This window comes from Sphingobium sp. MI1205 (assembly GCF_001563285.1).
Classification (GTDB): Bacteria; Pseudomonadota; Alphaproteobacteria; order Sphingomonadales; family Sphingomonadaceae; genus Sphingobium.
The window spans coordinates 440879-455010 of the sequence record NZ_CP005189.1 but is presented as its reverse complement, the minus strand read 5'-3'; the positions used below and the strand labels follow the sequence as shown (position 1 = coordinate 455010).

The following is a 14132-nucleotide window of genomic DNA, read 5'->3' as shown; positions in this document are numbered from 1 at the left end:
GGCGCGGACACAGGGCTAAAACCAGCGGGACGACGCATAAACCGGCGCATCCGTCGCGCATCAGCCCGACTTACTGCATCCCGCCAGCAGCGGGCCGGGACAGCAGCTTTATGGCGCTTTCCACCGTGGCATATCCCACAGAATCGGCGATCGCCAGATCAAGGGGCCGAGCGCCCAGTGAATCATTGTGCGTGTTCAGGAAGCGGATCGCTTCGGTATGACCCATAAGCACAAAGGCAAGATGCGTGATCAGCCCCTGCCGCCGCGCCTGGTCGGGCGAAATGCGCAATTCGACGTGACGATTGGTGAAGGCCCGCCTTCTGGGGCTGGGCGATGGAGCATTTTCCTCCTTCATGCCGAAACGGATCCTGCCGAACAGGTGGGCAGGCAGCGTTGGTCCGAACCGGCAATCCAGCTCGCGGAAGCAGCCGCGCCCCTGGAAGTCAGAAAGTCGAAAATCTGTTCGCTGACGACCTCGGCTACATTGAGATGCTTCATGCGCGTCGGTTCGCTAGTCGCGCCAGCCGCACGCATGAGCGAAATCTGATGCTGAAAGTAAAATTGATTGAGATCCATGTGCGCCTCCACAGTAAGCGGGAGCGCGTCGGTCTCTCAGTCAAGGGCGCCTACATAAACAAAGCCCTTGATGACCTCTGATATAGCCTTTTTCTACACTTATACAAGGACGGCTTAATCGGTCGAGAACTGGCTAGCGACCTTCGCCGATACCAGCGTAACAGCATCCTCGAACGGCAAAATCAGCAAAGTGCGGCTTTGGTCATCGGTGACCTGGATGGCTCCATTCAGGTCAAGCACGCCGTTGGCGACATCCTCGCTCATCAACGCGCGTGCGTTTGCAAGCGCGAGGCGGAGCACATCCGCCAGGCTGTCGAGCGCAACCCCCTCCTCGTCGGACAGCATGCCCGACCGATCGAGGAGATGAAAATGATAGCGCGCCATCCGGCGATTATATGCCCACCATCAGTTGGCTTGACCCCGGTCCTCACTAACTCAAGCGAGCGAAAATGCGTTTTATCGCCCCGCATTCGCTTTCTTGAACTGACAGTCCTGTTCGCCCTTATCCGACATCGGCGGATGCTGCCCGCGCCCGGCGCTCGCTGATCCTGCGGGCGCTTTCAGCTTCTCTCATCCAGGATTGTGCGGCGGTCAGGCATATCGCCCGGACGTTCGGCAGGTCGCTATCGTTGGCGCGGGCGATATGAGACGCCGCCTGGGCTTTGCAGAATTCGACAGAAGGCTGATCCATGGCAGTACCTCACTCATGAAAATGCCCGCCCCGTGGAGAGGCGGGCCTCAATGCGCCGGACTATCGCGGGGAGCGACGGAATATTTCGTCTGGCACATATCAACCATCGAGTGAGGCCAATGTTCCGTTCAGGCGCGCGCTGCCCTTATCCCAGCCTGCGCCGCAACGCTTCGCCATCGATCGCGGCCAGCCTGCGCCCGGTGACAAGCGTCTGGCCGACGAACAACAGGATCAGGATCGATCCGACAGTGCCCACGAAAATGTCGAAGCCAGACCATTTTCCGAACAATCCGGGGCCAGCGCCCAATATCATCATCATCAGCGTCAGCGCGATCAGCATGATCCGGAGCTCTGTCGGCCCCGCCGCAAGATAGGACAGTTTGAATTCGCCAAGCACGCGGGCGGACAGAAAGGCATGGATCGACAGCAACAGATAACCCGCCAGCGCGATCAACGCGACATCCATGGTGACGAAGGGGCTAAGGCCGATGCCCGCCAATATCAGCAGCGTCGCCAGTCCGTCGCAGCTATGGTCGATGAAATATCCATAGGACGGGCGTTCGATCCGCCGGTGTCGCGCCAGGCTGCCGTCCATGGAGTCCCCGAACCACTGCACGACATAGCCCACAATGGCGAGCACCAGCCAGGGATAGGCCAGATTGCTTCCCACATAGCCAAGGAAGATCATGACAGCGCCGACCATGCCCAATGTCGTCAGCTTGTCGGGCGTAACCCATGCGGGCATGCGGGCGCACAGCCAGTTGAGAAGGCGGCGCTCCTTCGCGGCGAGCCAGTTTTCCTGGATGCGGTCAAGCGGTTTGGGCGATTGGGGCAAGACTGTCATAATCTCTCAACAAAACTGCGAAATAAGTGGGCAGGACAGGGCGGCGCAAAGGGCTCCTGGCCTGAAGGTCATGGCTCTGCGGGGGCCTTGTCATCCATCTGTTGCAACCCCCCTCCCCTTGATCGCGGGAGCACATAAGTCTCTCTGTCGAGTTGCGCGAACCGGGAACTCGATCAGCCCCTCTATCAGCATGATGGCAGCGGGAACAGGCGTTTTCGGCTGCGTGGGGCGCGGCACCCGCAAGGCCGCGACAGCCTATGACCGCGCCGGTCAGACCTTGACCGTCCGAATTTGCCTCCCACCCTGCAAACCCTCACCCTACAAAGCGCGGCCAATGCCTTTGCAATAGCCGCATGCCCGGCGCGGGTAGGATGCCATGGCGCTCCCTGCTCGGATCATAATGTGGCCATTCCTCCATCGGCATGGACGTCAGATAACGCTGGTTGACCCGCGGTCCGGCCGCCCAGATCACCGCGTGAATGCGCCCGTGCTTCCTGTTCAACATTCAGGGGCCGACGCCAATCGGCGGTCCGCCGCATCTGAACGGCACCGTCTTTCGCGGTATGACAACGACTTCGTCCGCCTGCTGGCGGGGTCTATGACATTGGTGGCCCGGCGAACATCCTGGCCGATGCGATAGACGAAGCCGCCTGACGACATGTCCGGCAGGCTGCAAGCCTGACCTTATGAACAAGGCGCGCGCTTTCGGGTGCGCGCCTTGTTTCGTTTCTATGCTGCGGGCGCGTGATCCCCGGTCCAGCCGCCGCCGAGCGCCCTGAACAGGTCGATCTGGGCAAAGGCCACCGCACGGTCGGCGGTGGCAAGCTCGCTATCCGCCGCCGCCAGCGTCCGCTGCGCATCCAACACCGTGAGGAAGTCGATCCGTCCTTCGCGTTGCCGGGCCAGGCTGATGCGAGCAGCGCGGGCAGCGGATTCGCGCGCCGCCTTCAACGTGTCGCGGCGCTCGAGCGCGTGGGCATAGACCGACAAGGCGGTTTCCGTTTCCTCAAGCGCGCGCAGGACCGTACCGTCGAAGGTTGCGAGCGATGCGCTGGCGTCGGCCTTTGCCGCTGCGATGCGGGCCCGGTTCGCTTCCTGATTGGGAAAGGCCCAGTTGATGAGCGGGCCGAGCAGCCAGCGGAACGGGCCGCCGCCCAATATGTCGCCGCTGCCGATCGCCGTCGTACCGATCGACCCACCCAGCGTAATGCGCGGATAGAGGTCTGCGGTCGCGATGCCGATGCGTGCTGTGTCCGCCGCCAGCCGCTGTTCGGCTGCGCGCACATCAGGGCGGCGGGCGAGTAGCGTGCGGCCATCCCCTACCGGAATGGGTTGCTTCAGGTCCGGCGTCTTCTTCTGGTCGCGGATCGCGGCGGGCAGTTCCTGCGGCGTGCGACCGGTCAGCGTGGCCAGCCGGAACAGCGCGCTTTCTCGATCCGCGTTCAGGGCAGGGATCAGGGCGGCCTGGCTGTCGCGCAGCGACGTCGTGCGGATGACGTCCAGCCGGTCGGACCGGCCAACTTCGAACCGGGCATTGGTGATGCGGATGCTGTTGTCCAGCAGCGCGACCGTCTGCTGCGCTACGGCGATGCGTTCGGCGGAGCTGGTGGCATCGACATAGGCGCGCGCCGTGTCGGCGACGACCGCCACCCGCACCGCGTCTGCATCGCCCGCAGCGGCGCTGACATCGCCATTGGCGGCTTCGATGCTGCGCTTCACCCGGCCGAACAGATCGACTTCGTAGGAGACGTCCAGCCCCGCATCGACGGTCCAGTTTTCACGGTCCGTGCCGGGCAACGTCCGGGCGGCGGAGGCGCGGCCATAGCTGGGCTGGCCGCTGAGGCTCGTCTGCGGCAACCTGTCGGAACGCGCGCCGCGCAATTGCGCCCGCGCCTTTTCCAGCCGCGCCACTGCGACGCGTATGTCGGTATTGGCCGCCAGCGCATCCTGGATCAGTCCGTCCAGAACCGGGTCGCTATAAAGCCGCCACCAGTTGTCATCAGGCTGCGCCGTGCTGACCGCCGGGCTTGCCGCAGCGCCGATGAATGCGCCCGCAGCCGTGCTGGGCGTGGCGGGAGCCTGATAGTCCGGCCCGGTGGCGCAAGCGGTCAGTGCCGACGCGCCAAGGAGGAGGGTGATGAAAGTCCGTGTCATCTTGTCAGTCCTATTCGGCGGGTTGCAGCGCGGCGGAGCCTCCGCCCTTGCCCATGCGGGAAAAGCGGTCGCCCAGCGCGCGGCAAACGACATAGAAGGTAGGCGTGAACAGCAGGCCGAAGGCGGTGACCCCCGTCATGCCGAAGAACACGGCGGTGCCCAGCGCCTGCCGCAACTCCGCTCCCGCACCGCTCGCGATCACCAGCGGCACGGTGCCCAGGATGAAGGCGAAGCTGGTCATCAGGATCGGGCGAAGCCGGGTCTGCGCCGCCTGCACGGCTGCCTCGACCGGCGACAGACCCTGTTCCTCCTCCGCCTGCTTGGCGAATTCCACCACGAGGATGGCGTTCTTCGCCGCCAGCGCGATCAGCACGACCAGGCCGATTTGCGTGAGGATATTGTTGTCCATCCCCCGCAGGTTCACGCCCAGCATGGCCGCGAACAGGCACATCGGCACGATCAGGATGATCGACAGCGGCAATGTCAGGCTTTCATACTGCGCCGCCAGCACCAGGAAGACGAAGAAGACCGCCATGCCGAACACGATGCCGGCGGTGTTCCCCGCCATCACCTGTTGATAGGCGACGCCGGTCCATTCCTTGGCGTAGCCGGTGGGCAGGGTGGCGTCGACCAGCTTTTCCACGGTCGTCAGCGACTGGCCGGTGCTGTATCCGGGCGCGGTATTGCCATCGATTTCCACTGCGGGGAGCATGTTGTAGCGCACAACGCGATACGGCCCGGTCTTGTCCTGGAAGGTCGATACCGAACCTATCGGCACCATCTGCCCGCTGTTCGACCGGGTCTTGAGGTTGGCGATGTCCGCAACGGTCCCGCGATGGTCGGCGTCGGCCTGCGCGGTGACGCGATAGGTGCGGCCCAACAGGTTGAAGTCGTTGACGAAGGCGGAACCAAGATAGACCTGCATCGCCTCGAAAACGCGCTCCGGCGGCACGCCCAGCAGATCCGCCTTGCGGCGATCGACATCGGCAAAGATGCGCGGCGTCGCGTTGTCGAACTGGGTGTAGACCATGGACAGGCCGGGCGTCTGGTTCGCCTTGGCAATGAAGTCCTGTGCGACCTTGTTCAGCTGCGTATAGCCGCGTCCCTCCCGGTCCTGCACCAGCAGGCGGAAACCGCCGGACGGGACCAGCCCTGAAATGGTCGGCGGCGGTAGCAGCAGGATGCGGGCCTTTTCATATCCCGCAACCGCCTTTTGCGCCTGATCCATGATCCCGGCATAGGTGACGCCTTCCTTCTGGCGCTCCGCAAAGCTGTTGAAGGGGAAGTAGATGGCGGCGCTGTTGGGCGCCTGCGTTTGCGACGGGCCATGGAAGCCTGCAAACATCACCGCACCGCGCAGCCCCTTGATGGGCAGCAGCTTTTGCGCGACTTCCTTCGTCACTGCGTCGGTGCGTTCGAGCGACGCGCCGGAGGGAAGCTGGACGACGGCCAGGAAATAGCCCTGATCCTGTGAAGGCACGAAGCCGCCGGGCGTCACCCAGAACAGGGCGATGGTCGCCGCGATCAGGCCGGCGTAGGTCAGCAGCATCTTCTTGGGACGCAGCACCAGGAACCGTGTGAGGCGGGCATAGCCGACGCTCATGCGGTCGAAACCACGGTTGAACCCTGCGGCCGCCCGCGCGCCGATCCTGCGCCAGCGCGGCGCGTCGCTCAGGTCCTGCTCACCATGCCTGGCCTTCAGCAGCAGCGCCGCCGCCGCCGGGGACAAAGTGAGCGAAAGGATCAGCGAGATCACCGTCGCGGTGGAAATGGTGACCGCGAACTGCTGGTAGAAAGCGCCCGAAATGCCCGTGATGAACAATGTCGGCACGAACACCGCGCACAGCACCAGGACGATCGCGACCAGCGCGGCTGACACTTCGTCCATGGATGTACGGGCAGCCTCCAGCGGCGACATGCCATGTTCGATGTTACGTTCGACATTTTCGACCACGACGATCGCGTCATCGACGACGATGCCGATGGCGAGGACCAAGCCGAAGAGCGACAGGTTGTTGAGCGAGTAGCCAAGCGCGGCAAGGATCGCCGCCGTGCCGATCAGCGAAACCGGGATGGCGATGATCGGGATGACCGCCGCGCGCCAGTTCTGAAGGAATATCAGGATGACGAGCACGACCAGCACCACGGCTTCGAACAGCGTTTGATAGACGGCGTCGATCGACTGCCCGATGAACTCGGTGGGATTATAGATGACGCTGTATTCCAGCCCCTTGGGGAAGGTCCTGGACAGCTCGTCCATTTCCGCCTTCACCTTTCCCGCGGCGTCCAGCGCGTTGGACCCGGGACGCTGCATCACAGCGATGACGACGGTGGGCGTGCCGGAAAGATAGGTGTTGACGCCATAGTCCTGCGCGCCCAGCTCGACACGGGCGACGTCGCTGACGCGGACCTGACGCCCATCGGCATCGGTACGGATGACGATGTCGGCAAATTGCTTCGGCTCGGTCAGGCGGCCCTGCATTTCGACGCCCAGCTGGAATGCTTCGCCACGGTCATAGGGGGGCTGGCCCAGCGCGCCGGTGGATACCTGCACATTCTGCGAACGCAGGGCGGACACGATTTCGCCCGCGGTCAGGTCCAGCGCGGCGGCGCGATCGGGATCGATCCAGATGCGCATGGCATAATCGCGCGATCCGAACAGCCGCACATCGCCCACGCCATCCAGCCGCGCCAGACGGTCGCGAACCTGCGTCAGAGCATAGTTGGACAGGTAATCGCGGTCGAACGTGCCGTCGGGCGACTGGAGATTGACGACCATCAGGAAGTCCGGCGTCGTCTTGCGCGTGACCACGCCCAGCCGCTGTACCTCTTCGGGCAGGCGCGGGACGGCTACGGCGACGCGGTTCTGAACGAGAACCTGCGCGGCGTCCAGATCGGTCCCGACCTTGAAGGTGACGGTGATCGTCACCTTGCCATCCCCCGTCGACTGGCTGCTCTGGTACAGCATGTCATCGACGCCGTTGATTTCCTGTTCAATCGGCGCGGCGACGGTCGAGGCGACGGTTTCCGCCGAGGCGCCCGGATATTGGGCAGACACAGTTACCGTGGGCGGCACGATGTTGGGATATTGCGAAACGGGCAGCCCGACAAAGGCCAGCGCGCCGACCACCGTGATGACCACGGCGATGACCGCGGCAAAGATTGGCCGGTCGATGAAGAAGCGGGATAGGCGCATCGGTCGTTCCTCGATGGCGTGAATGGGTCGCGCGACATGGGGATCGCGAGATATTGGTTTAATTTTCGGTCCCTTCCGTTCGCCCTGAGCTTGTCGAAGGGCTCCACTGTCTTTGAAAAAGAAGTGAAGGGGCTCGACAGGCTCAGTCCGAACGGAGGCTGGCTTACCTGGCGAACGTAGCCTGCGCAGCGGCCGGAACGCTGTTCGCGTCAGCAGTTGCCGACGCAGGTGTCGGCTTGATCGCCGCTTTGCGCGTCGCGACCTTCGCGCCGGGCATCGCCGACTGAAGGTTCGTCACAACCACCCGGTCGCTGGGCGAAAGTCCCGCGCGAATGATACGCAGGCCATCGACGACCGGTCCCAGTTCCACCGGCTTGGCGGCAACGGCGTCATCCTTGCCGACGACCAGCACCGTCTTGCGCGCCTGATCGGATTGGATGGCTTCGTCCGGGACCAGTAGTGCGTTGACCTTGCCGCCGTCGGCGAGCCGCATGTTGCCGAACATGCCGGGGGTCAGGAACATGTCGGGATTGTCGAATATGGCGCGAACCCTGATGGTGCCGGATCGCGGATCAAGGCTGTTGTCCGTGAAGTCCAGCCGGCCCTTGTGCCGATAGTCGGCCTCGTCCTGCAACCGGACCTCGACCGCGCCCGCGCCATTCTTGTCCCGCTGGGACTTGAGGTAAAGCGCTTCGGAGGCATCGAAGTTAAAATAGATAGGGTTGAGCTTGTTGACGGTGGTGAGCAGGGTGGCTCCCGCGCCTTCGGCGCCCGAAACCAGATTGCCGATGTCCACGCGGCGGTCGGATACGCGCCCTGAAATGGGTGCGCGAACCTGCGTGAACTCCATATCCAGCGCACGCTGCCGCTCGCGCGCCTGCGCTGCCGCCAAGGCGGCCTGGGCGGCCTGGAACTGGGCGCGCAGGCTATCGACCTCACTGGCGGAGACAGCTTCGTCCCCCTTCAGTCGCTGGACGCGGCTATAGTCATTCTGTGCCAGAAGAAGCGCGCTGCGGGCGCTGGCGCTATTGGCGCGCGCTTCGGCCAGGGCGGCGCGGAAAGGACGCTGGTCGATCGTGAAGAGCAGTTGACCTGCCCGAACATAGTCGCCGTCCTTGAAATGGATCGCCGTTACCGAACCCGATACGCGCGGGCGTATGTCCACCGTCTGGCTGGGGGTGAAGCGGCCGACATAATCATCCCATTGGGTGACGGCGCGGCTGACCGGCGTCGCCACGCCCACGACAGCGAGCGCGGAGGGCGCGGCCTGCGCCTGCGGACGATCGACCAGTTTCCAGCCGAGGCCTCCGACGATGACCAGGCCAATGACCGCCAGCGCGGCGTGGCGCTTGCGTATCCTGCCGGGGTTAAACGACAGGGCGTTGCGGCTGTCGCTATCGATGGGCGTGTGCATGTTCATGCGAAACTCCGAAGCTTCGGGCTGCCGCGCATGGCGGCGATGGCGGCGAGCAGCCGTTCGAGATGGGCGTCGGTGAAACCGGCCGACAGAAAGGCAAGGATGCGGCGTGGGTGGACGTCATAGCTGCGGTGCCAGGCCTCGACCGCGATCTGGCGCAGCGCTTCAAGGCGCCTGTCCGCCAGCCGCGGGTTCGGTCTTTGGCCGAAGATCAGCCTTTGCAAGCGGGTCCAACGGCCCGGTTCCCTGAGCGTCGCCAGGCTGTCCTGCCGGGCAAGCTGCACGACTTGCCATTCCAGCGGTGAAAAGCTGGCGCTTTCGGTCTCGACCCGAGCGCTGCGAAGGTTGCCCCCGACGCCGCCCTCGGCCAGAAATGCTTCCGAACGATAGACCATTATCTCGTTCCCCTGTTTGGAAGGAACGCGGAGATGAAGGCGCAAAGCTATGCGCCGCAAAGCCCGTGCCTTCGCGGATGGACAACAGCCGAAGTCTGCCCGCGCGTGATTGCGTCACGGAGGACCGGCGTTGCTTGATGATGTGAAGGGGCAGCCTTCCTCTCCGAAAGGGCCGCGCCCATGCCGTCACCGACGGCAATCCCTGTCTTGCATTCGACCGCCTGCAAAGGACATGTCGAAATTAACTACCAGACGGTATATAATCGGCTGCATCGGCCCGTCAAGCCGGTTTGTGTACCGATCGGTCGTTTTTTATGCAAATCGGCAAAAATCGTTCGAATTAGTCACTTGCTTGGCCAAATGGCGAGCGTGGTATCGATAAGCTGAGACAACTGACTGACAGGAACGCCCGCACCCGCATGAACGGCCATGCCCTGGATCAGGGCCGTCAGATAACAGGCCAGGGCCTGCGGTTCGATGCCGGGAAGCAGATCGCCTTCGTCCTTTGCGCGCTGGAACCGCTCGATCAACGCCCGGTCGGAGGATGCGCGCCGGGCGAGCACTTCTTCACGAATGCACTCGGCATGGGCCGTGCCCGCGACGGAATTGATGACGCCCATGCACCCCTTGGGATCAGCGCTGTTACACTGAATGGCCAGTGCGCCGCGCAGCAACCGCTCCGCCACCGCCTTGGCCGTGGGCGCTTCGAGCGCCGTCTTCATATAACAAAGCTTGTCCCGCTCATAAAGGTCCAGCGCCTTGCGGAAGAGCGCTTCCTTGTTGCCGAAGCAGGCATAGAGGCTGGGCTTGGTAATCCCCATCGCCTCTGTAAGTTCGGCGAGTGAGGCTCCTTCATAGCCACGCCGCCAGAATATCTCTAGCGCGGCGGCGAGCGCCTTTTCCGGGTCAAATTCGCGCGGACGGCCTCTGACAGGAGCGGGGGCAGTTTCCATACCGATCAGTATATAGATATTATCGCCAATAGCTCAAGGGCCGCAGGCATAAAGTCGCCTGCCGGTTGCGCACCGCCCCCGCACCTGCGAAGAGGCGCTCGCCCGGATTGCTGGGGCTTTCCTGAAAACCAATGGATGATTGATGATTTCGTCTGCTCGCTCGATCGGCATCGACTTCGGTACCACCAATTCCGTCGTCGCGCTGGGCGGTCTGGACGGCGATGCTGACATGGTCGATTTCGCGGCCCCTGATGGCTCCGCATCCATCTTCCGCTCGGCCCTGTGCTTTTGGGAGGACGACGCGGTTCCGGGCGGTGTCGCGCGGGAAGCCGGTCCCTGGGCCATCGCCGAATTTCTGGAATATCCGCAGGGCAGCCGGTTCCTGCAATCGTTCAAGTCGGTTGCCGCCAGCCGCGCGTTCGAACATGCGACCATCTTCGAAAAGCGGCTGCGGTTCGAGGAACTGGGCGCGATCTTCCTTGAGCGCCTGCGGGCCCATGCCGGAGATCGGTTGAAGGCGCTCCCGCCGCGCGTCGTTGTCGGGCGGCCAGTGCGTTATGTGGGCCAGCGCCCCGACAATGTCCTTGCTCGGCAGCGTTACGATCTGATGTTTGCGGCGTTGGAGCGGGAGGTGCATTATGTCTATGAGCCGCTTGGCGCTGCCTTCAGCTTCGCTGCGCGCTTAGCCGAACCGGCAACCGTGCTGGTCGCCGACTTTGGCGGCGGCACCAGCGACTTTTCAGTGGTGCGGATCGCTGCTCCCGGTGTTGGGCAACGCTGCACGCCGCTCGGTTCGGCTGGCGTCGGCATAGCGGGCGACCGTTTCGACTATCGGATCATGGACAATCTGGTGCTGCCCATGCTGGGCAAGGGCGGAACCTATGAATCCATGGGCAAGCGGCTGGAAATACCCGCAGGCCATTTCACCGACTTTGGCGATTGGTCGCGCCTGGCGCTGATGCATAATCGCCGCACGCTGGCCGACCTGAACAAGCTCAAGCGGGCAGCGACCGATCCGGCGGCTATCGGCCGGATGATCGCGGTGGTGGAAAATGAGCTGGGTTATCCCCTCTATGACGCCGTCGCGCGATTGAAACGCGTCCTTTCCAGCGAAGACCGCGCGCATTTCCACTTCGATAGCGCTGGCGTGCGCGTGGAGGCTGACGTCAGCCGGGCGGACTTTGAGCGCTGGATCGCGCCCGATCTGGCGCGGATCGGCACGGCGGTCGATGCCGCGCTGGTCAACGCGGGGGTCAGAGCCGAGGCGATCGACCATGTTTTTCTGACAGGCGGTTCTTCACTGATCCCGGCCGTTCGCCGCCTGTTCGACGAGCGTTTTTCAGCAAGCCGGATCGCGAGCGGCGATGAACTGACGTCGATCGCGCATGGATTGGCGCTGATCGGGCAGGAAGCGGACATCGCCCAATGGACCGTGGATCAGGAGGCGGAAGCAGAAAGGGCATAGATGCTCGCCCTACCTGTCCGGGATCAACGATCCTTGTCCATCATGTCCATGAAGTCGCGCGCGGCCTCCCGATCCGCTGGATCATCGAAGGCATCGAGGTCCGGCGCAGCCCCGAGCAGGAACAGGAGCGACCAGAGCGCAAAGCGCCGGCCGCGATCCGTCTCCAGGCCAAAATCGACGCGCATCCTTTCGATGCCTGCTTCGATGGCAGGAGGCGGAACGGAGTCCAGCTTGTCCGACCCGAAATAGCGTCGAAGCTGATCGTCGAAATTCATGCGCGTCCAATCATCGGATTATCCATTTTCAGGTCGCCCTTATGCCGGGATGGCTGCGATGCCTGCGCGTGCGATCTGGGCATCCTGATCTGACTTGACGTCGGACACGCCGACTGCGCTTGGTCTTCATCGCTTCATCCATTTGGTCGGCGGAAGCGGCGCTTTACCATTTAGGGAACATCTTGCCAGTCCCATGCGAACCGCGCGCCTTCATGGCATGCCTTCCGCTTCGGCGGGAATGGTGATGACCGCCGGTTTTCCTCCGCCATGTGGTTGTATTGCGATACTGACTTCCCCCGGCGCGACAAGATCGGACAAGGGAATGTCGATCGAAAGCTGTTCGCCCTTCATCTGCCAGTCGGGGGTAAGATTGCGCCCGTCCGGTAGCTGAACGGAGATGCTTTTGACGCACGCCATGGAAGGGCCGCTCACCAGCACATTGTTTTTGCGACCTGTTTGCAGCCGCTGGCCGGGGGCGACCTGCCAACCATCATCCTGTGGAAATTGAACTGCAAATTCGGGGCCTTCAAACGCGTCGAACCCCCAAAAGCCGTGCAGCTGCGCCGCGACGGCGCCTTTCAACCCAGCCGGGTCGAACGATGGCGCGAATATATAGCCGCCCCTGTCCGCACGTGCGACCACGGGCGCCTCGACCACGCGCCCATCCTTATCTGTCATGCGCAATGCCATATTGTGCGCATAGTCGGTGGCAAAGACGAGTGGCGCTCCGTCGACCCCGAATACCGCGCCGGGCCGCGTCGCGCATATGGGCGCGTCGCCGCTCTTGCGCAGCGGAGGTGGTACATTCTTCTCGATCGCGGGCAGTGCGGCGACCAGCACCGACTTGGGCTTGCGAAAGGACGGCGCGCTGTTCAGCAACAAGGATATCGAATGGCCGTTCTGGATTCCCAGAGCGGGCAGATAGTTGAATTCAGGATTGTTGAATGCGCCGAACATGCGCGCAAGGTCGCGCACCACGCCGATATAGGGGCTGTAAAAGCCATATCCGCCCTCTCGGGTCGCGCTCAATTGCAGGGCAAGGTCGGTCGGCGCGCCGATGATCGTTTCGGTCAGCGAATTGCTGTGGATGTCGCCCAGCACAAGGCTGTCCCTGTTTTCCAGGAGGCAGGCGGCCTGAAATTCCACCACTTTCGCCAGGCAATCGGGGTTCAGCTTGACCGCAAGACTGGACGAAAGGACGGGCGCGACATTGCGCAGATATTCCGGGTGCGTATTTTCCTGCGATCGGATGCCCAGGATGAATGCGTTGAGCCTGGTCCGGTCGAGCGACGCCTTGTTGATGTCCTGCGTCACCCGGACGAATTCGCCCGGTCTGCCCCTTACAGCGTCGGAGATCGCACTGAAATCCCCCCGTGTGTCGGGCACCATGAACAGGACAAGCTGACGGGCATGGTTCGGGACGGTCAGCTTCAGCATCCGTTTCTTGTCTGCCTTTTGCCATGTCTCTGCGCTGGCGATCCATTTTTTGGGAGGCGGATTGGTGACTCCGCGCAGGAAAGCGGACACGAGCCGGTAACGGACAGCCTGATCCGGGGGCAGCTTGGCCTCGATACGGACGACGTCGCCGGCTGCAAGAGCCGGAACCTGACCGATCGGCAGGGTGCGTCCTCCCCGACTCACGCTGACAGACAGGTCGGGACCGGCCAGATCGAACGGCGCCGGGTCGGCCGCCGATGCGCGGACGGCCGTCAGGCATGCGGCAATGGCGACCAGGCAGAAACGGAGCGAAGGGATACAGCGACTCATGCTATCTCCCTGCCCCGGATACGGCTTTCGTCAAGACAGAAAGCCAGCTTTTCGGCTTTGCCGCTCTGCAAGAGGGACGGGGTGCGGCCGACGACCCTTTCCTATAACCGCTTGATCGCTGCCAATAGCCTGTCGGCGGTCTTTTCGATCCGAACGCCCGCCGCATCGACGGTTGCGCCGGGTGAACCATCCTCCGCCCGTTGCTCGCTGGCATGATTGCAGGCCGCAACGGTCAATCCAGCGGCAAGGATCGTCAGGGTGGTTCGGGACATGCAGCGCCTTCTCACAGGTTTTCGGCTCAACGCGCTGCAGATGCTCCCGTTCCCATATTCAATCGAGAGAATATAGGCGAGGGGAGGAACGCGCGCTAAAGGGGATGACCATCATTGGCCAAGACAA

14 protein-coding genes are annotated in these 14132 nt (G+C 63.1%); 1 reads left to right on the top strand and 13 read right to left on the bottom strand.

What is annotated here, in order from left to right; translation table 11 throughout:
- Positions 1 to 70: 70 nt before the first annotated feature.
- The 10 genes from K663_RS18620 to K663_RS18575 form a co-directional block, all read right to left on the bottom strand.
- Complete coding sequence (locus tag K663_RS18620; protein WP_062121548.1) at positions 71 to 355, bottom strand: hypothetical protein; 285 nt, start codon at positions 353 to 355, stop codon at positions 71 to 73.
- Positions 352 to 576: a hypothetical protein gene (locus K663_RS18615; RefSeq protein WP_145902372.1), complete on the bottom strand. Its 225-nt coding sequence runs from the start codon at positions 574 to 576 to the stop codon at positions 352 to 354. Before K663_RS18615 ends, K663_RS18620 begins: the two co-directional genes overlap by 4 nt.
- A gap of 114 nt (positions 577 to 690) precedes the next feature.
- The gene (locus K663_RS18610) at positions 691 to 960 is read right to left on the bottom strand and encodes a DUF6894 family protein (RefSeq protein WP_062121546.1); all 270 of its coding nucleotides are present in this window, start codon (positions 958 to 960) and stop codon (positions 691 to 693) included.
- A 118-nt stretch (positions 961 to 1078) separates the two neighbouring features.
- The gene (locus K663_RS18605; protein WP_062121545.1) at positions 1079 to 1267 is read right to left on the bottom strand and encodes a hypothetical protein; all 189 of its coding nucleotides are present in this window, start codon (positions 1265 to 1267) and stop codon (positions 1079 to 1081) included.
- Between the two features lie 145 nt (positions 1268 to 1412).
- The gene (locus K663_RS18600) at positions 1413 to 2111 is read right to left on the bottom strand and encodes a CDP-alcohol phosphatidyltransferase family protein (protein WP_062121544.1); all 699 of its coding nucleotides are present in this window, start codon (positions 2109 to 2111) and stop codon (positions 1413 to 1415) included.
- 729 nt (positions 2112 to 2840) lie between these two features.
- Positions 2841 to 4265, bottom strand: a complete 1425-nt coding sequence (locus K663_RS18595) for an efflux transporter outer membrane subunit (protein WP_062121666.1) — start codon at positions 4263 to 4265, stop codon at positions 2841 to 2843.
- 10 nt (positions 4266 to 4275) lie between these two features.
- Positions 4276 to 7461: an efflux RND transporter permease subunit gene (locus K663_RS18590; protein ID WP_062121543.1), complete on the bottom strand. Its 3186-nt coding sequence runs from the start codon at positions 7459 to 7461 to the stop codon at positions 4276 to 4278.
- Positions 7462 to 7624: 163 nt separating this feature from the next.
- A complete protein-coding gene (locus tag K663_RS18585) occupies positions 7625 to 8881 on the bottom strand; it encodes an efflux RND transporter periplasmic adaptor subunit (protein ID WP_062121542.1) in 1257 nt (418 codons plus the stop codon).
- Positions 8878 to 9273 (bottom strand): hypothetical protein, encoded by a 396-nt coding sequence (locus K663_RS18580; RefSeq protein WP_062121541.1) that lies wholly within the window; start codon positions 9271 to 9273, stop codon positions 8878 to 8880. The genes K663_RS18585 and K663_RS18580 overlap by 4 nt, the downstream gene beginning before the upstream one ends.
- 344 nt (positions 9274 to 9617) lie before the next feature.
- Positions 9618 to 10226 (bottom strand): TetR/AcrR family transcriptional regulator, encoded by a 609-nt coding sequence (locus tag K663_RS18575; RefSeq protein WP_062121540.1) that lies wholly within the window; start codon positions 10224 to 10226, stop codon positions 9618 to 9620.
- A gap of 142 nt (positions 10227 to 10368) precedes the next feature.
- Here K663_RS18575 and K663_RS18570 point away from each other — a divergent pair, with 142 nt between their 5' ends.
- Entirely contained in the window at positions 10369 to 11691 is a 1323-nt protein-coding gene (locus K663_RS18570) for an Hsp70 family protein (protein ID WP_062121539.1), read from the top strand.
- Positions 11692 to 11714: 23 nt separating this feature from the next.
- Here K663_RS18570 and K663_RS18565 read toward each other — a convergent pair whose 3' ends face one another.
- The 3 genes from K663_RS18565 to K663_RS24440 form a co-directional block, all read right to left on the bottom strand.
- Positions 11715 to 11966 carry a hypothetical protein gene (locus K663_RS18565; protein WP_062121538.1) on the bottom strand — a complete coding sequence of 84 codons (252 nt, stop codon included), beginning with the start codon at positions 11964 to 11966 and terminating at the stop codon, positions 11715 to 11717.
- 210 nt (positions 11967 to 12176) lie between these two features.
- Positions 12177 to 13733: a hypothetical protein gene (locus K663_RS18560; RefSeq protein WP_062121537.1), complete on the bottom strand. Its 1557-nt coding sequence runs from the start codon at positions 13731 to 13733 to the stop codon at positions 12177 to 12179.
- Positions 13734 to 13834: 101 nt separating this feature from the next.
- Positions 13835 to 14005: a hypothetical protein gene (locus K663_RS24440; RefSeq protein ID WP_158511230.1), complete on the bottom strand. Its 171-nt coding sequence runs from the start codon at positions 14003 to 14005 to the stop codon at positions 13835 to 13837.
- Between the last annotated feature and the right edge of the window lie 127 nt (positions 14006 to 14132).